Below are 18,576 nucleotides of genomic sequence, written 5' to 3' on the forward strand. Positions count from 1 at the left end.
GCTCCCCCCGCGCGTCGGGTCGACACGAGACCGTCATGACCGCGCAGCCGGCACGGGTCGGCCCGCGCCGCGGACGGCGGACGACGGCCGCGCACCGTCCGCGCCCGGTCGTGCCCCCGGGCGGACCGGCGCGGCGATCGGCCCCGCCGGGCACCCGGGGCCAGTAGCGTCGGCCGGGACACCCAGGAGGCGCACCATCTCGACCCACCCCGCAGGCTGCCCGGACGTCCACCCCGACTGCGCGTGTGCAGGCGACGAACAGCTGCACACCGCGCGCACCCAGCAGCTCACCGAGGCGCCGGAGGACCCGGCGGCGTCGGTCGACTGCCCCGAGTGCGGCGAACCCAGCAGCCCGCTGCGCATCGTCACCTGGGGGCACTGCCGCGCCTGCCGCACCGCCGACTCCCGGGCGGTCCAGCCGCTGCGCTGGTAGCAGGGCGGCCCACCCCTCTCCTTCGGGTGAGGCGCCGGCCACACCGGTCCAGTGCGGACGGCGTCGTCCCGACAACTGACCGGTGACCTCTGGAGTCCTCGCCGCACCGGCGCGGGCCGTGGCCGCACCGGCGACGGGCGGCACGGCCCCCCTCGCCGTGGGCCGTCAGCTGCTCCTCGTGCTGGCCCTCGCCGCCCTGACCACCGTCTCCGGTCTCGGCCCGTCGGGCGGCGAGCTGCTGCCCGTCGCGCTGAACTTCCTGGTGATCGTCGGCGCGACCGTCGTCATCGCCCGGTCGGCCCCGCACACCGCCCACCCCGCCGGCTGGCGCTGGTACGCGGTGGCCGTCGCCCTCGGCGGCGGGGGCGCGGCGCTCGCCGCCGTCCTGATGCCCTGGGGTCAGACCGCGCTGGGCAGCATCCCCGGCCAGCTGGTCATCGTGCTGGCCATCGCCCAGATGCTCGACCGGCCGTCACTGCTCGCGGCCCGCGCCCAGCTGGCGACGTCCCTGGTGCTGTTCGTCCTGGCCGACCTGCTGACCGTGCACACGATCTACCACCTGACCATCGCCGACCGTGGGCTGCTCTCCATGGCCCAGACCGTCAGCTTCTTCGCCCTGCTGTTCAGCATCGCGCTGGGCACCGGCTTCTCGCTGCTGATGATGTCGGTCGCCCGCGCGGCCGGACGGCGGGTCGCCGGCCTGGTCTTCGCCTCCCAGTGCGCCGCCTCCTCCGCCGGAGCGCTGTCGGCGATCACCGCCGGGCCGCAGCTGCTGCAGTACCTGGCCTGCGGGGCCAGCGTGCTGGGCCTGGGGCTGGTGACCGTGGCCTGCCGCGCCGACCGGCCGGTCGCCGCGTGCCCCCGGGAGCTGCAGCTGCCCACCGCCTCGACCCTCGGCTCGCTGCTCCCGCACGCCACCGCCGTGGTCGGCGGCTCGCTGCTGCTGCTCAGCGTGCCGTTGACCGGCGAGATCACCATCTTCGGCACCAGCCTCGCGATGCTCGGGCTGGGCGTGCTCTTCGCGCACCAGACCGTCAGCTGGCGCACCCAGCTGCGGCTGACCGGCGACCTGCGGCGCAGCGAGGCGTGGTTCCGCACGCTGGTGCGCAGCAACGCCGACTCCGTGCTGATCCTCGACGACCGGCTCGACGTGCAGTGGGTCTCCCCCGCGATCACCGACCTGCTCGGCATGGACCCGCAGGACATCATCGGCGGGCCGGTCACCGCCGCCGTCCACCCGGACGACGTACCCGGCCTGGTCGCCGCGCTGAGCACCCACGACACCGACCCCACCGAGACCAAGACCCGCACGGCCCGGGTGCGGCACGAGGACGGCCGCTGGCGGCTGATCCAGGCCCAGGTGCGCGACCTGCGCAGCGACCCCGACGTCGGCGCCCTGGTGCTCTACTGCCGGGACGTCAGCCGCGACGACCCCGGGCCGGCCGACGAGCCCGACCTCGCCGTCAGCACCACCGACCCGGCCACCGGCCTGCCCAACCGCTCCGCGCTCACCCAGCGACTCGCGGCGACCCTGCGGGCGCCCGGCGCCCGGCCGGCGTCGCTGGTCGTGCTCGGCGTCGACGGGCTGCCCACCGGCGCGGACGTCGCCGTGCTGCGCGAGCTGACCACCCGCTGCTCCCGCGTCCTGCGCGGCGACGACTGGCTGGCCCGCGCCGGGGCCGGCGACTTCGCCGTCCTGGTCGACGGCACGATCGCCGACGCCGAGGTGGTCGCCGGACGGCTGGTCGCCGCGGTCGAGCCGGTCGCCACCGCCGGCGGCACCCTGCGGCTGACCGCCGCGGCCGGGGTCACCCCGCTGCCCGCGGACGCCGACCCGGGTGAGGCGTTGCGCTGGGGCGACCTGGCGCTGCGCAGCGCCCGCGCGGCCGGCCCGGGCCGGGTCCGCCGCCACTCCGACGCGCTGCGGATCACCCAGGACCGCGAGGAGCAGCTGCGCACCGACCTGGACCACGCCCTCGCCGCCGGCCAGCTCCGGCTGGTCTACCAGCCCGTCGTCGACCTGGCGCTGCACCGCACCACCTCGGTCGAGGCCCTGCTGCGCTGGCGGCACCCGGTGTACGGGGAGGTCTCGCCGGCGGAGTTCGTGCCGCTGGCCGAGGAGTCGGCACTGATCACCGAGCTGGGCCGCTGGGTGCTCGCCGAGGCCACCGCCACGGTCGCCGCGCTGCCGCACGCCGAGCTGGGTGTGGCCGTCAACGTCTCGGCCCGGCACGTGCGCAGCGGGGAGCTCGTCGCCGACGTGCTGGCCGCGCTGGAGTCCAGCGGGCTGTGCGCCTCCCGGCTGGTCCTGGAGATCACCGAGTCGGTGCTGCTGGACGACGACCACGTGACCGACGACCTGGCCGCGCTGCGCCGGATGGGCGTGCGGATCGCCGTCGACGACTTCGGCACCGGCTGGTCGTCGCTGGCCTACCTGGTCGGCCTGCCGATCGACGTGCTCAAGATGGACCGCCAGTTCCTCGCCGACGTGGAGACCGACCCGCAGCGCCGGGCGCTGTGCAGCTCCGTGCTGCACCTGGGCACCAGCCTCGGCCTGGCCGTGGTCGTCGAGGGCGTGGAGACCGAGACCGAGCTGCAGCTGCTGCGCGACATGGGCCACCGCTACATCCAGGGCTTCCTGCTGGCCCGCCCGCTGGACGTCGCCGCCCTGCCCACCCAGCTGCCCGGCCTCACCGACGCGACCGTCGCCGGCCTGCCCGCCCCCGGGCGGGACGAGGACGGCGACGGGGTGCCGACGTGAGCGACCCGGCGAGGTCCGACCGCGCCCCCCTGTCCCCGCTGCTGCTGGCACTGCTGCTCACGCTGGCCGGCATCGCGGTGACCGTGCCGTTCAGCCCGGCCGGCGCCCTCCCCCGGTGGGACGACCTGGTGCTCGCCGCGGCCGGCGTGTGGGCGGCGGCGCACGGCAGGCGGCTCACCCGCCGGCTCCAGGGCCGGGACCGGCTGCCGTGGCTGGTGCTCAGCGGCAGTGCCCTGCTGTTCGGGGTGGCCGGCCTGCTCAGCGGGTTCGGCATCGGCGGCAGCATCGGCCCGGTCGGCATCGGCGAGTGCCTGGTCCTGGTCGCCGCCCTCGGCCCCACGGTGAGCGCCGCGCTCATCGGCGGACGGGTCCGCGGCACGCGCTGGCCGGTGCTGGTGGTCGACGGCGCGATGGTGACCGTCGCCCTGGTCATCGTCGCCGACGTGCTGGTGCTCTCCCCCGCCCTGACCCCCGGCGCGATCAGCCCGGGCCTGCAGCCGCTGGTGCTCGCCTACGGCATCTACCCGGCGGTCGCCGTCGGCCTGGTCGGTGCGCTGTGCACCGTCTCCACCGCCGGCGTCCGGCGCCCGGCCACCGCCATGATCGTGATGACCGGCCTGCTCGGCGTCGCCGCCAGCTGCCTGGCCCTCCAGGTGCTGCGGCCCGGCGGGCTGTGGAGCGCGGCCGGTGACGTCGCGATCGCCGGTGCGCTCGTGGTCGGCGTCCGGGCCGTGCAGCTGGCCGCCGCCGCGCCCGCGGCCGACGAGCGCGACACCCCGGTGGTCAACACCGCCGGGGTGGCCGTCGACGTGCTGGCGCTGGGCGGCGTCCCGGTCACGCTGGTCCTCGCGCTGCTGCTGGACCTGCCCATCGGCACCGGCGAGATCTCCTGCACCGCAGCGCTCATCGGGCTGCTGCTGCTGCGCCTGGTCCTGCGCATCCGGGACAGCGGCCGCATCCAGGCCGACCTGGTGCGCAGCGAGGAGGACTTCCGCGGTCTGGTCGAGGCCAGCTCCGACGGCCTGGCGATCATCGACACCGACCTGCGGCTGGAGTTCACCTCCCCGGCCGCCCGCACCCTGCTCGGCCTCCTCCCCGGCAGCGACCGGCACCCCGTGCTGCTCGACCTGCTGGTCGAGGAGGACCGCGAGCGGGTCCGGGCGGAGCTCACCTGCGCCGCCGGACCGGTCGCCCAGGCCGTGCACCTGCGCGTCCCGGTGCCCGGCGCCGAGCCGCGGGAGCTGGAGGTCACCCACCACGAGCGGCCCGGCAGCGGCCGGCGGGTGCTGCACCTGCGCGACGCCACCACCCGCCGCCGGCGCGAGCGCGAGCTGGAGCGGATGGCCTTCACCGACCACCTGACCCGGCTGCCCAACCGGGCGATGCTCTTCCGCGAGATGGCGGCGCCGGCCACCGGTGACCGGTCCCTGCTGGTGCTGGACCTGGACGGCTTCAAGGCCGTCAACGACTCCGCCGGCCACGAGTCCGGCGACCTCCTGCTCGTCGAGGTGGCCCGGCGCCTGGGCGGCCTGGTGCGCGCCGACGACCTGGTCGCCCGGCTCGGCGGCGACGAGTTCGCCGTGCTGCTGGCCGGCGCCGAGGACGCCGCCGTCGAGGCCGCCCAGCGGGTGGTGGACGTGCTCGCCCGCCCCTACCGGGTCGGCGACCGCACCTTCGGTGTCGGCGCCAGCGTGGGCCTGTGCCGGGTGCACCCCGGCGGCGGTCAGCTCGCCTTCCGCCAGGCCGACACCGCCCTGCGGGCCGCGAAGCAGGCCGGCAAGGGCTGCTGGCGGGTGCACACCGAGGACCGGGTGGCCCAGGCCGCGGCCACCAGCTCACTCGCGACCGCCCTGGCCGACGGCGACGTCCAGCTCCGCTTCGACACGATCGCCAACGGCGACACCGGCATCCTCGCCGCGCTGCACGCCCAGCCGGTCTGGGTGCACCCCGAGCTCGGCGTGCTGCCCGCCGCCGAGCTGTGGGCCGCCGCCGAGCGCCAGGGCCAGACCGCGGCCCTGCAGCGGTGGCTGATCACCCGGGCCTGCGCCGACGCGGCCGAGCTCGACGACCAGCTGCTGGTCGCCGTCGACCTGCCCGCCGGGCTGGTGCACGCCGACGAGCTGCCCGGCGAGGTGGCCACGGCCCTGGCCGCCGCCGGTCTGGCGCCACCCCGGCTCACCCTGTTCGTCACCGAGGAGGTGCTGCAGACCTCCTCGGCCGCGCTCATCCCGGCGCTGCACGCCGTGCACCGCACCGGGGTCCGGCTCGGGCTGGACGACTACGGCATGGGCTCCACGCTGTGGTCCCAGCTCGCCCGGCTGCCCCTGGAGGTGGTCATGGTCGACGTCCGCACCCTCTCCGCCGGCGGCGAGCGCGACCGCACCCTCGAGCTGCTCGGCGCGATCGGCCGCAGCGCCCGCGGGTTCGAGGTCTCCACCGTGGCGAAGGAGATCGGCTCCCCGCAGCTGCTCCACGACCTGCGCGTGCAGGGCGTGGTCGCCGTCTCCGGCCCCGTGCTGCCCAGCGGGCTGACCGCCGCGCAGGCCGCCGCCCTGCTGCGGCACCCGTCGTCGGCGGTGGTGGCACCCCTCCCGGCGCCCCGGCCGCGCGCCGAGGTGTCGTGACCGGGCAGCCGTGTCACCCGATACTGGCGCGGTGAGCACACCGGGCCTGCAGTTCCTCGGCCACTCCACCGTCCGGGTCGAGCTCGCCGGGCGCACCGTGCTCACCGACCCGCTGCTCACCCCACGGCTCGGGCCGCTGCGGCGGGTGGTGGCCCCGCTGCCCCCGTCGTCCTGGGCCGGGGTCGACCTGGTGGTGGTCTCGCACCTGCACAACGACCACCTGCACCTGCGCTCGCTGCGCCTGCTGGGCACCGGCACGCCGATCGTCGTGCCCCGCGGCGCCGGGCGCTGGCTCACCCGGCACGGGTTCACCGACGTCACCGAGCTCGGCGCCGGCGAGAGCCTCCGCTACGGCGGGCTCACCGTCACCGCCACCGCCGCCGACCACGCCGCCCACCGCTGGGGCCCCCGGTTCACCCACGGACCGCACGCCCCCGCCGTCGGCCACCTGCTGAGCGGGGACGGCGTCACCGTCTATGCCGCCGGGGACACCGACCTCTTCCCCGCGATGACCGAGCTCGGGGACGACGGCATCGACGTCGCCCTGCTGCCGGTCTGGGGCTGGGGCCCCTCCCTCGGACCCGGGCACCTCGACCCGGCCGGCGCCGCGGAGGCGGTGCAGCTGCTCCGCCCGCGCACCGCCGTCCCGGTGCACTGGGGCACCTACGCCGTCGCCGGGCTGACCTCGCTGCCCGGCCCGTACCGCGCCCGGATGCGGTCCCTGCTGGTCGAGCCGCCGCGCCGGTTCGCCGCCGCCGTCGCCGCGGCGGCCACCGTCGGTGGCGCCCGCACGCAGGTGCTGCTCACCGATCCCGGCTCCCCGGTGGCCCTGCTGCCGGAACCCCGATGAGCGCCACCGTGCTGGCGGTCAGCTGGACCGACGGCAGCTCGCTGGGCTACCCCGTCCTGTTCGGTGGGGTGCTGCTGGGCTCGGTCGTGCCCGTGGTGCCCACCGGTGCGGTCGTCGGCGCCGCGGCGGCCGTCGCCGTCACCACCGACGCGATGTCGCTGCCCGTGGTGCTGCTGCTGGCCACCCTCGGCGCCTTCACCGGCGACGTGATCACCTTCGCGATCTGCCGGTCCGGCGGCCCGACCGCCGTCCGCTGGGTCGCCCGCGGGCAGCACGCCGAGCGGATCGAGGAGGTCCGGGAGCAGTTCCGCCGGCACGGCTGGCAGATCGTCGTCGTGGGGCGGCTGCTGCCCGCCGGCCGCATCCCCGTGCTGCTCGCCGCCGGCGCCCTGGCCTACCCGTGGCGCCGGCTGCTGCCGGCCTCCCTCGCCGCCGGCGCCGTCTGGGCGGGCGCCTACGCGCTGCTCGGCGTGGTCAGCGGCGGCATCTTCGACTCCCCGCTGATCGCCACCCTGATCGCCACCCTGCTGGTGCTGCTCGTCGGACTGGTGCTGAACCTGGTCTCCGCGCACCGCAAGCACCCCTCCGCACCTCCGCGCGCGAAAGCGCGGAGGGACGACGCACTTTCGCGCGCGAAAGCGCAGAGGGACGGCGCCGCGGAGCGGTGCGAGCAGCCGTGACCGGGACGACTCCCCCGGGCCGGGTGCTGCGCAGCGGGCGCACCCTCGCCCGGCTGCTGCTCATCTGGGCCGCCGTCACCGGCGCGCTCATCGCGCTGGACGGCTGGCTCACCGGCTTCGCGCTGCGCTCCTGGTGGCAGCCCCCGGTCGCCGCACTGCTGCTCGGCGTGCTCGTCACGGTGGTGTGGCCGCTGGTCCTGCGGATCGCCCTGCCGGTCGCCCTGTTCACCTTCGGCCTGGGCAGCTTCCTGCTGCTGGGGGCCGGGGTGCTCGCCGTCTTCACCGCGATCCCCGGCGTCGAGGTGCACTCCTTCCGCACCAGCGTCGTCGTGGCCGTCGCGATGGCCGGCGTCGCCGGGGTGATCAGCAGCGTCCTGGCGGTCAACGAGGACGAGGTCTTCTTCCGCCGGGTCCGCCGTCGCGGCCGGCGCGCCGCCGACACCGGCGACTGCCCGCCCGGCGTGCTGTTCCTGCAGATCGACGGGCTCGGCCACGCCGTCGCCCGGCGGGCGGTGCGCGACGGGTCGATGCCCACCCTGGCCGGCTGGCTGCGGGCCGGCACCCACGAACTGCGCTCCTGGCACACCGACTGGAGCTCGCAGACCGGCGCCGGCGTCGTCGGCATCCTGCACGGCTCCAACGACGACGTCCTGGGCTTCCGCTGGTACGAGAAGGACCGCGACCGGGTCGTCGCCGTGTCCCACCCGCAGGACGCCGCCGAGGTCGAGCGACGGCACTCCGACGGTCGGGGCCTGCTGGCCGGGGACGGCGCCGGACGCGGCAACCTCTTCACCGGCGACGCCCCGCACGTGTCGCTCACCATGAGCTCGCTGCCCGTCGTCGCCCGCGGCTCGCGCCGGGAGCGGCCGCACCACGACCGGATCGGCGCCGGCTACTACGCCTACTTCGCCAACCCGGTGAACGCGCTGCGCACCCTCGGCGTCTCCCTCGTCGACGTCCACCGCGAGCTGGTCGCCGCCGCCCGGCAGCGCCGGGCCGACGTGCGGCCCCGGGTCAACCGCGGCGGCATCTACCCGCTCGCCCGGCCCGGGACGACGGTCATCGCCCGCGACGTCGTGGTCAACGCCCTGCTCGAGGACATGATGGCCGGCCGCCCGGTGGTCTACGCCGACTTCCTCGGCTACGACGAGGTGGCCCACCACTCCGGCATCGAGCGCTTCGACACCCTCGAGGTGCTGCGCAGCATCGACCAGCAGATCGGCCGGCTGTGGCGGGCCGCCCAGCTCGCCCCCCGGCGCTACCACCTGGTGTGCTTGTCCGACCACGGCCAGACCCAGGGCCAGACGTTCGCCGACCGGTTCGGGGAGACCGTCGAGCAGCTGGTCGGCCGGCTCTGCGGCGGGCCGGTCGCCCCCACCCGCCGCCGGTGGCTCGGCCTGCGGACGGCGCCCGCCCAGGACAGCCGCCGCCCGGCCGAGGCCTGGCAGGTCACCTCCGCCCTCGCCGAGGGCGGCGGGGTGATCGCCCGGCGGCTGCGCGACCGGGTCGCCCGCGCCGAACCGGCCGAGCCGGCCGGCCCGGCGGACGACCAGGGCGCGGTGAGCCGGGTGGCCCCCGGCGTGGTCGTCACCGTCTCCGGGCACATGGCGCACGTCTCCTTCACCGAGCTCGCCGGCCGGGTGCCGCTGGAGACCATCGAGCGCCGCTGGCCGCACCTGCTCCCCGCGCTCGTCGACCACGACGGCGTGGGCTTCCTGCTCGTGCACTCCACCGAGTTCGGGCCGGTGGTGCTCGGCCGCGACGGCCTGCACCGGCTGCGCACCGGCGTGGTCATCGGCACCGACCCCCTGGCCGCCTACGGCGAGCACGCCGCCGCGCTGGTCGCCCGGGCGTCGGGGTTCGCGCACTGCCCCGACGTGGTCATCAACAGCCGGTACGACCCGGAGACCGACGAGGCATCCCCCTTCGAGCCGCACGTCGGCTCGCACGGCGGCCTCGGCGGGCCACAGCAGCACGGCTTCCTGGTGCACCCGCGCTCCTTCGCCGACCCCGGCGAGGTCGTCGGCGCCGAGCACCTCCACCGGGTGCTGCGCGGGTGGCTGCGAGACCTCGGTCACCCCGACCCCACCCCGGGCCGGCCGGCCACCGACGACGCCGTCCTCACCGCCCCGACCCGACCCGCACCCTCTCCGGCGAGGTGACCGTTCCGCCGGAGATCCGGCGCCCGTCGGCGGCGTCCAGCGGACGTCGTCCGGCGGCTTGCCGACCTCCGCGGCTGCCCTCACCCTGGATGGGAGGCAGGTGAAGTTCGTGTGAACGCCGCCTCGTCGACGTGCCGGAGGTGGGCGGAGTGCCCGACAGTGGGCTGATGCGACCTGACGCCCGCGCCTGGTTCGACCACCGCACCACGTCGGCCACCTCCCTGGCCGAGATCGACGTCGACGCCCTGCTCCAGGCCAAGCGCCGGGGCGGGCACCGGATCAGCGTCGTCCTGCCCGCCCGCAACGAGGAGACGACCGTCGGCGTCCTCGTCCGCGACCTGGTCGAGCGTTGGGTCGACGGCGTGCCGCTGATCGACGAGCTCGTCGTCATCGACTCGAACTCCACCGACAGCACCGCCGACGTCGCCCGGGCCGCCGGCGCCGACGTCGTCGCCGCCGGAGACGTGCTGCCCACCCACGGCGACCGGCCCGGCAAGGGCGAGGCGCTGTGGAAGTCGCTGGCCGCCACCACCGGCGACCTCGTCGTCTTCATGGACTCCGACCTGCTCGGCGACGTCAGCCACTACGTGCCCGGACTGCTCACCCCGCTGCTCACCGACCCGCGGGTCGACTACGTCAAGGGCTGCTACACCCGCCCGCTCACCGTCGACGGCGAGCACCGCCCGGCCGGCGGGGGCCGGGTCACCGAGCTCACCGCCCGCCCGCTGCTCAACGCGCTGTGGCCGGAGCTCGCCGGCTTCGTGCAGCCGCTCGGCGGGGAGTACGCCGGCCGCCGCTCCGCGCTGGAGCAGGTCCCGTTCGTCTCCGGGTACGGCGTCGAGGTCGGGCTGCTGGTCGACCTGCTGCAGGTGTGCGGGCTCAACGGCCTGGCCCAGGTCGACCTCGGCACCCGCCAGCACTCCCACCAGACCGACGAGGCGCTGGGCAAGATGGCCGGCCAGATCGTCTCCACCGTGCTGGCCCGGGCCGAGCGCGGGCGCCCCGGGCGCCGCCGGCTCGAGCCCGGCGGGCTGCTCACCCAGTTCGCCCACGACGGCCGCGGGTTCGTGCCCACCAGCCACACCGTCGCCGTCGACGAGCGCCCGCCGATGAGCGCCGTCGACGAGTACGCCCTGCTGCGCGCAGGCGTCGTGGGCTGAGCGCGGCGGGAGCGTCGGCGACCGAGGAGCAGGCCGCCGGGGTCAGCCGCCCCGGATGCTCGTCGGCTGACCCCCGCGGGCCCCTCCGGCGTCAGGCCAGCGGGGTCTCGTCCAGCGCCTTCGCCAGGTCACCCGGGGTGTCGTAGATCCCGATCGCCCCGGCCTCGCGCAGCTCCTCGTCCCCGAAGCCACCGGCGCGCACGGTGATCGCCGGCATCCCGGCGTTCTTCGCCGCCTCGACGTCCCACACCGAGTCGCCGATCATCACGCTGTCGTCGTCCGGGCTCGCCCCGAGCTTGCGCAACGCGACCTGCAGCAGGTCCGGTGCCGGCTTCGTCGCCTCGGCGTCCTCGCTGGAGGTGATCGCGTCGGCGATGTCGCGGGCGTCGAGCAGGTCGACGGCGACGTCGACGTGCCGCGGCTGCCCCGAGCTGGCCAGCACCAGCCGGTGGCCGCGGTCCTTGATGGCCAGCAGCAGGTCGCGGGCGCCCGGCAGGGGCGAGATCTCGTCGATCATCTCGTCGACGTGCTCGCCCTGGCGCTTGCGGGCCTCCGCGCCGATCCGCTCCTCCAGCTCGTCGCCGCCGACCGCCTGGATGACCTGGTCCCCGCCCATGCCGATCAGCCGGTGCAGGCGCCAGATCGGCTCGATCACGTCGAGGGAGCGCAGTGCGCGGTACCAGGCCAGCGCGTGCTGGTAGTTGGAGTCGACGAGGGTGCCGTCGACGTCCAGGACGGCGATCGTGGGTTCAGCCATGCCCCTGACCTGCCCAGCCCGCCCGCCGACCACCCCTGAGGGGCAAAATCGCGACTCTGGCCCCTCAGGTGTCAGTGCTGGTGCTGCAGGACGCCGCGGATGACGGTGCCGTCGCGCTGGTCCTGGTAGCCCTGGTTGACCTCGTCGAGGGCGTACCGCTTGGTGATCAGCTCGGCCACCTGCAGCTTGCCGTCCTCGTAGAGGCGCAGCAGCCGCGGGATGTCCCGGTAGGCGTTGCACATCCCGTACAGCGCGCCCTGGACCCGCTGCTCGTAGACGGTGGTGATGTTGCCCGGCAGCGCGACCGTGGTGTCCATCGTGTGGTCGGCCAGGCCGGTGAGCACCAGCGTGCCGCCCTTGCCCAGGCAGCGGTACGCGCCGCCGGTGATCTCCGGGCTGGTGGTGCCGGTGGCCAGCACGACGACGTCGGCCCCCGTGCCACGGGACAGCTCGCGGGCCAGCCCCGCCGCCTCCTCGGTGCTCGCCACGGCGTGGGTGGCGCCCAGCGTCCGGGCGAACTCGCGGCGGAACTCCACCGGGTCGACGGCCACCACGGACCCCGCCCCGGCCATCGCCGCGCCCTGCACCGCGTTGCACCCCACCCCGCCGGTGCCCACGACCACCACGACGTCGCCCTGGCGCACCGGGCCGGCGTTCACCGCCGACCCCCAGCCGGTGGGCACGCTGCACGCCATCAACGCGGCGACGTCCAGCGGGAGGTGCGGCTCGATCTTCACGCACGAGTGCTCGGACAGGACCGTGTGCTGGGCGAAAGCGCCGACCATGCAGAAGCCGCCGGCCTCCTCGCCGTCCAACCGGAACGGCCAGGTGCCGTCGGGCAGCCGGCCGGTGCCGATGGTGGCGCCAAGGTCGCAGAGGTTGGACCGGCCGGTGGCGCACCAGCGGCAGTGCCCGCAGGCGGGCAGGAACGAGGTGACGACGTGGTCGCCGGGCCGGACACCGGTCACCCCGGCCCCCACCGCCTGCACCACGCCCGCACCCTCGTGGCCCCCGACGATCGGGTAGCGCTGGCTCTCGAACCGCAGGTGCTCGTCGGAGTGGCACAGCCCCGCGTAGGCCATCTCCACCAGCACCTGCCCCGGACCGGGGTCGACCAGCTCCAGCTCGGCGACCTCCCAGTCGCCGGGACCCCGCAGCACAGCACCGTGCGTCCTCATCCACCGTCTCCCTGTCTCGAGCGTGACCCAGCCCACGCTAGGGGGTGCCCGGGGCGGGGTGGCACCCGGTGCCACGGCGGCGGGCGCCCGGGTGCGGCACCATCGTCGGTCGTGAGCCCTGCCGACGTCCCCGACCCCGCCGACGGCCTGGCCACCACCGCCCCGGAGACCTCGAGCTGCCCGGGCTGCGGCGCGGTGCTCGTCGTCGTCCCCGGCCTGGAGGCCGACCACCCCGGCGCCTCGGCCAGCTGCGCCGGGCTGTTCCGGGTGACCGTCCGCGGGCTCCGGGAGGAGGCGCCCCAGGACCACCGGTCCGCGGCGCTGCTGCAGCTGGCCACCGACGCCTACGACGCCCAGCACCTGCCGGCCGGCGCGCCGGCCGGGCCGGCAGTGCGACTGTGCCTGGACCTGGACCAGGCGTCCGGCCCACGACGGGCCAGCGCCCCCGGCGCCCGGGTGGACGATCCCCCCTCGCCGGCCCCACCGGCGCACTGGACGACGACCGTGGCCGACCTGGCCGCCGACCTCGACGTGGTCGACCTGCCGGCGCTGCTGCGCGCCTGGGCCGAGGCGGTGTGGCAGGACTGGTCGCACGCCCACCGCGAGCTGCGCGCGGCCGCCGACGGCGCGCTGACCAGCTGACATGCGCTGCGGCGCACCCCCGGGGCCATAGGCTTGCCGGTGTGAGTGAGGCCACGGGGGGCCGACGGGAGCGCCGCAAGGCGCAGACCAGGGCCGAGGTACGAGAGACCGCACAGCGACTGTTCGCCGAACGCGGGTTCGACGCGGTCACCATCGCCGACGTCGCCGCCGCCGCCGACGTCGCGGTGCAGACGGTGTTCAACCACTTCGAGACCAAGGAGGCGCTGTTCTTCGACGGCCGCACCCCCTGGGTCGAGGGCGTCGCCGCCGCCGTGGCCGCCCGGCCCGCGGGCACCGGCCCGCTCAGTGCGCTCTGCCGCTACCTCGAGGCCGACCTGTCCGCCCTGCTGGAGCAGGAGGCCCGCCCGGAGAACCGCAGCTACCTGGAGGCACTGGCCTCCTCACCCAGCCTGCAGGCCCGGGAACGGACGCTCGTCGAGCAGGCCGGTGAGCTGGTCGCCGACACGCTGGTCGCCGCGATCGCCCCCGGCGACCCGAGCCCCTCCCCCGCCGTCGAGGTGGTGAGCCGGCTGGCCGCCGACCTGTTCCTGATCACCGGCCGGGTGCTGGTGCTCGACCACCGCCGCCGGGTGCTGGACGGCGCCCCGGCGGAGCTGCGCCGTCCGGTGCCCCCCGCCGACGCCCTCGCCGCACTGGAGGACGGCGTCCGCGAGCTGGCCCACCGACTGGACGTGCCGGTCGACTGACCCGCCGCCGGCCGATGGGTCAGCGAGCCACGGCAGCCGGGTCCGGCTCGGCGAGGGGCAGCAGGACGTCGGAGACCAGCTGCTCCACCTGAGGCGCGCTCATCGGCGCCGCCCCGAAGGCGGTGTACCGCTGCCACCACAGCGCCTGGAGCACCGAGCCGAGCAGCGCGACCCGCTCGTGCGACAGCTCATGACCGCGGGCGGCCTCCCGGGCGGCGAGCTCGCGCACCGCGCCGGCCAGCGGGCGCACCAGGGCGTCATCCAGCCCGGCCCGCAGCTCGTCGTCGTGCCGGGCCGCGCCGACCAGGCTGGCCGCGGCCCGCTCGGCGCGGTCCAGCGGGCGGGTCCAGCGGACCAGCAGGCCGCAGAGGTCGGCGCGCAGCGAGCCGCCGTCCGCGGGCACCTCGACCAGCGGCGCGGTGCTCAGCGCGTGCCGGGCGAGCGCAGCCATGGTGGGCCAGCGCCGGTAGATGCCGGCCTTGCCCGCCCGCGCCCGAGCGGCGACCCGGTCGCTGTTGAGCCGACCCCACCCCTCGTCGGCGAGGATGTCCACGGCCACGGACACCAGTTGCTCGGACAGTTCCGAGGACAGTGGACGCCCCGGAGGGCGAGCGCCGGCGGGGCGCTGGGGGAGCTCGGTGGTCGTCACCGTGCAATCGTGCCCAAGAAAGTGGAGTGACCACAACAACCGCGCGCGTGCACATGCAAGTCACAGGTGCCGGGGCAAGGCCCAGACCCTGCTCAGGCGGAGGCGGCGGGCTCGATGTGCACCTGCAGGCTGGCACCGTCGTCGCCGGCCCAGCCCTTCTCCGCGGCCTGCGCCACCATGCCGTCGAAGCGCTCCGCCCAGTCCGCGGCGGTCGCCTGCGGCTGCGCGGCGGCGCGCAGCGCGGCGACGTCCAGGAAGCCGGTGTCCCCGTCGCCGAGTCGGCCCATCCCCGCGTCGCGCAGGGCCCGGTCGACGTCCTCGTCGGTCACCGCGCCCACGGCCAGGTGCAGCCGGCTCAGGTCGTCCACGTCGGCCACCCGCACCTCAGGCACCTCGTCGGCACCGCCGACCACCTCGACGATCATCTCCGGTCTCCTCCTCCGGTCGACGTTCGTGGCCAGGGCTGGGACGCCCCGGTTGCAGGGGCCCGCCGCGAGCTTGCCAGTGGTGGGGGCAACGGGGTCCTTCCGCTACGCGTGCCAGGGGAAGCGGGAGAAGTCCGCGGGGCGCTTCTCCAGGAAGGAGTCGCGCCCCTCCACCGCCTCCTCCGCCATGTAGGCCAGCCGGGTCGTCTCCCCGGCGAACAGCTGCTGACCGACCAGGCCGTCGTCGATCAGGTTGAACGAGTACTTGAGCATCCGCTGGGCGGTGGGGCTCTTGGCCACGATCCGCCGGCCCCAGTCGAGTGCGGTGGCCTCCAGCTCGGCGTGCGGCACGACCCGGTTGACCATGCCCATCCGGTGCGCCTCCTCGGCCGAGTACTCCTCGCCGAGGAAGAAGACCTCGCGGGCGAACTTCTGGCCCACCTGGCGGGCGAGGTAGGCCGAGCCGAAGCCGCCGTCGAAGCTGCCCACGTCGGCGTCGGTCTGCTTGAACCGGGCGTGCTCCGCGCTGGCCAGGGTGAGGTCGGCGACCACGTGCAGGCTGTGCCCGCCGCCGGCCGCCCAGCCCGGGACGACGCAGACGACGACCTTGGGCATGAACCGGATCAGCCGCTGCACCTCCAGGATGTGCAGCCGCCCGTTCGCCCCGTCGCCGGCCTCGTAGCCGTACTTCCCGCGCACCCGCTGGTCGCCACCGGAGCAGAACGCCCAGCCGCCGTCCTTCTCGCTGGGACCGTTGCCGGTGAGCAGCACGCAGCCGACGTCGGTGGCCAGCCGGGCGTGCTCGAAGACCGCCAGCAGCTGGTCGACCGTCTGCGGGCGGAAGGCGTTGCGCACCTCGGGCCGGTCCAGGGCGATCCGGACGACGCCGGCGTCCACCGCACGGTGGTAGGTGACGTCGGTGAGGCCCGCGAAGCCCTCGACCTCCTGCCAGGCGGTGGGGTCGAAGATCTCCGAGACGTCGGCGCGTGCACTCACGCCGCCGAACCTAGCCGCCGCCCGGGGGCGCCGCCCCTCCGGTGCGGCCGGTCGCCCGCCTCCCAGCGGGTCTCCCGCACGCTCGTGCTCTGCTGCCTCCTGGGCAGCAGAGCACCAGCGTCCGCCGCCCCCACTGGGCTGGCCGTCCCGGTGCCGAGCGGGCAGTGTCGGTGCGGTGCGGGTCGGGACGTTCAACCTCGCCTCCGGCCGGGACGCCGGCGGCCGCTCCGTCGACGCCGCGACGCTGCGCGCCGCCCTGGCCGACGTGGACGTCGACGTCCTCGCCGTCCAGGAGGTGGACGCCGGCCAGCCCCGTTCGCACGGGACCGACCAGGCCGCCGAGGTCGCCGCCGCGCTGGGTGCGCCCGACTGGCGGCACGCCGCGGCCGTCGCCGGCACCCCGTCCCCGTTCCGCAGCTGGACGCCGGTGGACCCGCCGGTGCTGCGCGGGCCCGGCGAGCCGGTCGACGGGCCGCACTACGGGATCGCGCTGGTCAGCCGGCTCCCGGTGCGCCGCTGGCAGGTGCTCTCCCTCGGCGCGGGCCGGGCCCGGCTGCCACTGCAGGCACCCGACCCGCGCACCGGCCGCGTGCGCTGGTGGTGGTTCCCCGACGAGCCCCGGCTGGCGATCGCCGCCGAGCTCGCCGGGTGCACGGTGGTGGCCACCCACCTGTCGTTCGCCCCGCACACCGCGCTGCGCCAGCTGGTTCGGCTGCGGCGGTGGTGCGCCACGCTGCCCGGCCCGGTGCTGCTGGCCGGTGACCTGAACCTGGTCGGCCCGGTGCCCGCCGCGGTCTTCGGCGGCCGGCGGCTGGTCGAGGCCCCCAGCTACCCGGCCGGCGCACCCAGGGTGCAGTTCGACCACCTGATCGGCCCGGCCGGCCTGGCGGCCCAGCACCCGCAGGTGCGCCGGCTGGCGATCGGCGACCACCGGCTGGCCACGGTCGAGATCAGCCCGCGCTGAGCACCTCCGCGCGGCGGTCGGTGGTCGGCAGCGCCCGGTCCAGGGCACGGAACAGCACCAGGAACACCAGCGCCAGCAGGACGACGAAGCCCAGGTTCTGCAGCGCGGTCGCGTGCCCGAGGACGCCGGCGTCCAGGAACGGGTAGGGGTACCAGCCGGTCACCGCGCCGTGCGCCAGCGTGTAGCCGGCGTAGGCCAGCGGCCAGGCCAGGGCGGCGAGCACCGTGCCGCCGGTGATCCGCGGCCGCGGGCCCAGCAGCAGCCAGCCCAGCAGGGTGGCCACGGGTGAGACGTAGTGCATCGCCACGTTGGTCCACCAGGACAGGCCGTGCAGGTGGATGGTCGGCGCGAGCACCACGGCGTACACCAGCCCGGTGACGGTGATGCCCAGCAGCGCGTCCAGCCGGAGCACCCGCCAACCGCGCCCGTCCCGGTCGGGGTCGCGGGCCAGGGTGGCGGCCGCGGCGACCACGAGCAGGTTGCTCTGGATGGTGAAGTAGCTGAGGTAGCGGATCACCGGCGTCGCCGAGCCGGCGCCGTCGACGGTGCGCACCAGGTCGATGAGCACCGCTGCGCCCACGACGAGGGCCAGCAGGCCCCACCAGACCCGGGCGAGGGCGGTACGCGGATCGGCAGCGGTCACCCCGACATCCTCGGCCGGAGGTTCCCCGGACTTCAGGTGAGCAGCGGACGCAGCACCGGCAGGGACGCCGCGAACCCCGGGTGCAGCTCGGGCAGGTCGTCCAGGCCGAACCAGCCCACGCCCACGCTCTCCTCGTTCAGCGCCAGGTCCGCCGGGTCCAGCGGGCCGGCCGGTGTGGCCAGCACCGTCGTGTAGCGCCAGCCCCCGTGGTCGTCGACCGACTCCTGCCCCAGGATGACGTCGGCGCGGCGCAGCCCCAGCTCCTCGCCCGCCTCGCGCAGTGCCCCGTCGGCCGGGGACTCCTGCGGGTGCAGCGCGCCCCCGGGCGTGCCCCAGGTGCCGCCGTGGTGCGACCACTCGACGCGCAGCTGCAGCAGGACCTCCGGGCCGGTGCCCCCCGGCCGGTGCAGCAGCAGCCCGGCCGCCCCGGCGAGCCCCCAGTGCCGGTGGCCCAGGGCGCAGGTCGTCCAGCCGTCGGTCGGGGAGCGCACGGCCACAGTCTGCCGGGGGGTTGGCCCGCCGCCACCCGGGGCACCGGTCGGGCAGGACCGAACCGGACGATCGAGGAGTGGCTGACGTGGCGAGTGGCGTGGCGAGTGTGTGGGTGCCGGTGGAGGACATGGACCGGGCGCGGGCGTTCTACCGGGACACCCTGGGCCTCAGCGAGCAGAAGACCACCGAGGACTGGAGCGAGTTCGACGCCAACGGCCTGATGATCGGGCTGAACGCGCGGGAGAGCGCCAAGCGCGCCGACGGCGGCGCCGTCCTGACCTTCCAGCCCGACGGCGACCTGGACGCCGAGGTCGCGTCGCTGCGGGACAAGGGCGTGGAGTTCACCGGCGGGATCAGCGACCACCCGTGGGGCCGGATCGCGCCGTTCAAGGACTCCGAGGGCAACGACCTGCAGTTCTACGCCCCGCCGTCCTGACCCGCCGATGCCATCGG

General features: G+C 75.9%; 17 protein-coding genes. 10 read left to right on the top strand and 7 right to left on the bottom strand.

The features are described 5' to 3' along the window. Positions 1-515 precede the first annotated feature (515 nt). The 6 genes from HLA93_RS03290 (at position 516) to HLA93_RS03315 (ending at position 10,670) form a co-directional block, all read left to right on the top strand. On the top strand, positions 516-3,194 hold the full coding sequence (locus HLA93_RS03290) for a putative bifunctional diguanylate cyclase/phosphodiesterase (protein ID WP_222192818.1): 2,679 nt from the start codon (positions 516-518) through the stop codon (positions 3,192-3,194). Beyond that, on the top strand, positions 3,191-5,818 hold the full coding sequence (locus tag HLA93_RS21385) for a diguanylate cyclase domain-containing protein (RefSeq protein ID WP_222192819.1): 2,628 nt from the start codon (positions 3,191-3,193) through the stop codon (positions 5,816-5,818). Before HLA93_RS03290 ends, HLA93_RS21385 begins: the two co-directional genes overlap by 4 nt. A 31-nt stretch (positions 5,819-5,849) precedes the next feature. Next, positions 5,850-6,668, top strand: coding sequence for an MBL fold metallo-hydrolase (locus HLA93_RS03300; protein ID WP_222192820.1), 819 nt, complete (start codon positions 5,850-5,852; stop codon positions 6,666-6,668). Further along, on the top strand, positions 6,665-7,348 hold the full coding sequence (locus tag HLA93_RS03305; protein WP_222192821.1) for a DedA family protein: 684 nt from the start codon (positions 6,665-6,667) through the stop codon (positions 7,346-7,348). Before HLA93_RS03300 ends, HLA93_RS03305 begins: the two co-directional genes overlap by 4 nt. Then, entirely contained in the window at positions 7,345-9,510 is a 2,166-nt protein-coding gene (locus HLA93_RS03310; protein WP_222192822.1) for a phage holin family protein, read from the top strand. The genes HLA93_RS03305 and HLA93_RS03310 overlap by 4 nt, the downstream gene beginning before the upstream one ends. A 167-nt stretch (positions 9,511-9,677) precedes the next feature. Continuing rightward, positions 9,678-10,670 carry a glucosyl-3-phosphoglycerate synthase gene (locus HLA93_RS03315; RefSeq protein ID WP_222192823.1) on the top strand — a complete coding sequence of 331 codons (993 nt, stop codon included), beginning with the start codon at positions 9,678-9,680 and terminating at the stop codon, positions 10,668-10,670. Between the two features lie 91 nt (positions 10,671-10,761). Here the strand turns inward: HLA93_RS03315 and HLA93_RS03320 are convergent, their stop codons facing one another. Together HLA93_RS03320 and HLA93_RS03325 are read right to left on the bottom strand one after the other, a co-directional pair. Further along, positions 10,762-11,427 (bottom strand): HAD family hydrolase, encoded by a 666-nt coding sequence (locus HLA93_RS03320; protein WP_222192824.1) that lies wholly within the window; start codon positions 11,425-11,427, stop codon positions 10,762-10,764. Between the two features lie 71 nt (positions 11,428-11,498). Then, a complete protein-coding gene (locus HLA93_RS03325) occupies positions 11,499-12,605 on the bottom strand; it encodes an NDMA-dependent alcohol dehydrogenase (RefSeq protein WP_222192825.1) in 1,107 nt (368 codons plus the stop codon). 111 nt (positions 12,606-12,716) lie between these two features. Between HLA93_RS03325 and HLA93_RS03330 the strand changes: the two genes are divergently transcribed. Together HLA93_RS03330 and HLA93_RS03335 are read left to right on the top strand one after the other, a co-directional pair. Further along, positions 12,717-13,247 (top strand): DUF5946 family protein, encoded by a 531-nt coding sequence (locus HLA93_RS03330; protein ID WP_222192826.1) that lies wholly within the window; start codon positions 12,717-12,719, stop codon positions 13,245-13,247. A 41-nt stretch (positions 13,248-13,288) separates the two neighbouring features. Further along, on the top strand, positions 13,289-13,954 hold the full coding sequence (locus HLA93_RS03335) for a TetR/AcrR family transcriptional regulator (RefSeq protein ID WP_222192827.1): 666 nt from the start codon (positions 13,289-13,291) through the stop codon (positions 13,952-13,954). Between the two features lie 19 nt (positions 13,955-13,973). Here HLA93_RS03335 and HLA93_RS03340 read toward each other — a convergent pair whose 3' ends face one another. The 3 genes from HLA93_RS03340 to HLA93_RS03350 all read right to left on the bottom strand — a co-directional run bounded on the left by HLA93_RS03340 (position 13,974) and on the right by HLA93_RS03350 (position 16,024). Continuing rightward, positions 13,974-14,603, bottom strand: a complete 630-nt coding sequence (locus HLA93_RS03340) for a TetR-like C-terminal domain-containing protein (protein WP_308127915.1) — start codon at positions 14,601-14,603, stop codon at positions 13,974-13,976. Positions 14,604-14,695: 92 nt separating this feature from the next. Further along, positions 14,696-15,028: a hypothetical protein gene (locus tag HLA93_RS03345; protein WP_222192829.1), complete on the bottom strand. Its 333-nt coding sequence runs from the start codon at positions 15,026-15,028 to the stop codon at positions 14,696-14,698. Positions 15,029-15,133: 105 nt separating this feature from the next. Next, complete coding sequence (locus HLA93_RS03350; RefSeq protein ID WP_222192830.1) at positions 15,134-16,024, bottom strand: 1,4-dihydroxy-2-naphthoyl-CoA synthase; 891 nt, start codon at positions 16,022-16,024, stop codon at positions 15,134-15,136. A 175-nt stretch (positions 16,025-16,199) separates the two neighbouring features. Here HLA93_RS03350 and HLA93_RS03355 point away from each other — a divergent pair, with 175 nt between their 5' ends. After that, the gene (locus HLA93_RS03355) at positions 16,200-16,988 is read left to right on the top strand and encodes an endonuclease/exonuclease/phosphatase family protein (protein ID WP_222192831.1); all 789 of its coding nucleotides are present in this window, start codon (positions 16,200-16,202) and stop codon (positions 16,986-16,988) included. Here HLA93_RS03355 and HLA93_RS03360 read toward each other — a convergent pair. Then, positions 16,975-17,631: a Pr6Pr family membrane protein gene (locus HLA93_RS03360; RefSeq protein ID WP_222192832.1), complete on the bottom strand. Its 657-nt coding sequence runs from the start codon at positions 17,629-17,631 to the stop codon at positions 16,975-16,977. The genes HLA93_RS03355 and HLA93_RS03360 overlap by 14 nt on opposite strands. A 32-nt stretch (positions 17,632-17,663) precedes the next feature. Next, positions 17,664-18,122 (bottom strand): NUDIX hydrolase, encoded by a 459-nt coding sequence (locus HLA93_RS03365; RefSeq protein WP_308127916.1) that lies wholly within the window; start codon positions 18,120-18,122, stop codon positions 17,664-17,666. 77 nt (positions 18,123-18,199) lie between these two features. On the opposite strand from HLA93_RS03365, the gene HLA93_RS03370 reads away from it, so the two are divergent. After that, positions 18,200-18,559, top strand: coding sequence for a VOC family protein (locus HLA93_RS03370; RefSeq protein WP_308127917.1), 360 nt, complete (start codon positions 18,200-18,202; stop codon positions 18,557-18,559). Positions 18,560-18,576: the final 17 nt, after the last annotated feature.

The sequence above is a fragment of the Modestobacter italicus genome, assembly GCF_019799965.1.
In the GTDB taxonomy this organism is placed as follows: domain Bacteria; phylum Actinomycetota; class Actinomycetes; order Mycobacteriales; family Geodermatophilaceae; genus Modestobacter; species Modestobacter italicus_A.

Coding starts and splice junctions, on each gene's coding strand:
- HLA93_RS03305 (WP_222192821.1), top strand. CDS start 6,665: ATGAGCGCCACCGTGCTGGCGGTCAGCTGGACCGACGGCAGCTCGCTG.
- HLA93_RS03315 (WP_222192823.1), top strand. CDS start 9,678: ATGCGACCTGACGCCCGCGCCTGGTTCGACCACCGCACCACGTCGGCC.
- HLA93_RS03320 (WP_222192824.1), bottom strand. CDS start 11,427: ATGGCTGAACCCACGATCGCCGTCCTGGACGTCGACGGCACCCTCGTC.
- HLA93_RS03325 (WP_222192825.1), bottom strand. CDS start 12,605: ATGAGGACGCACGGTGCTGTGCTGCGGGGTCCCGGCGACTGGGAGGTC.
- HLA93_RS03345 (WP_222192829.1), bottom strand. CDS start 15,028: ATGATCGTCGAGGTGGTCGGCGGTGCCGACGAGGTGCCTGAGGTGCGG.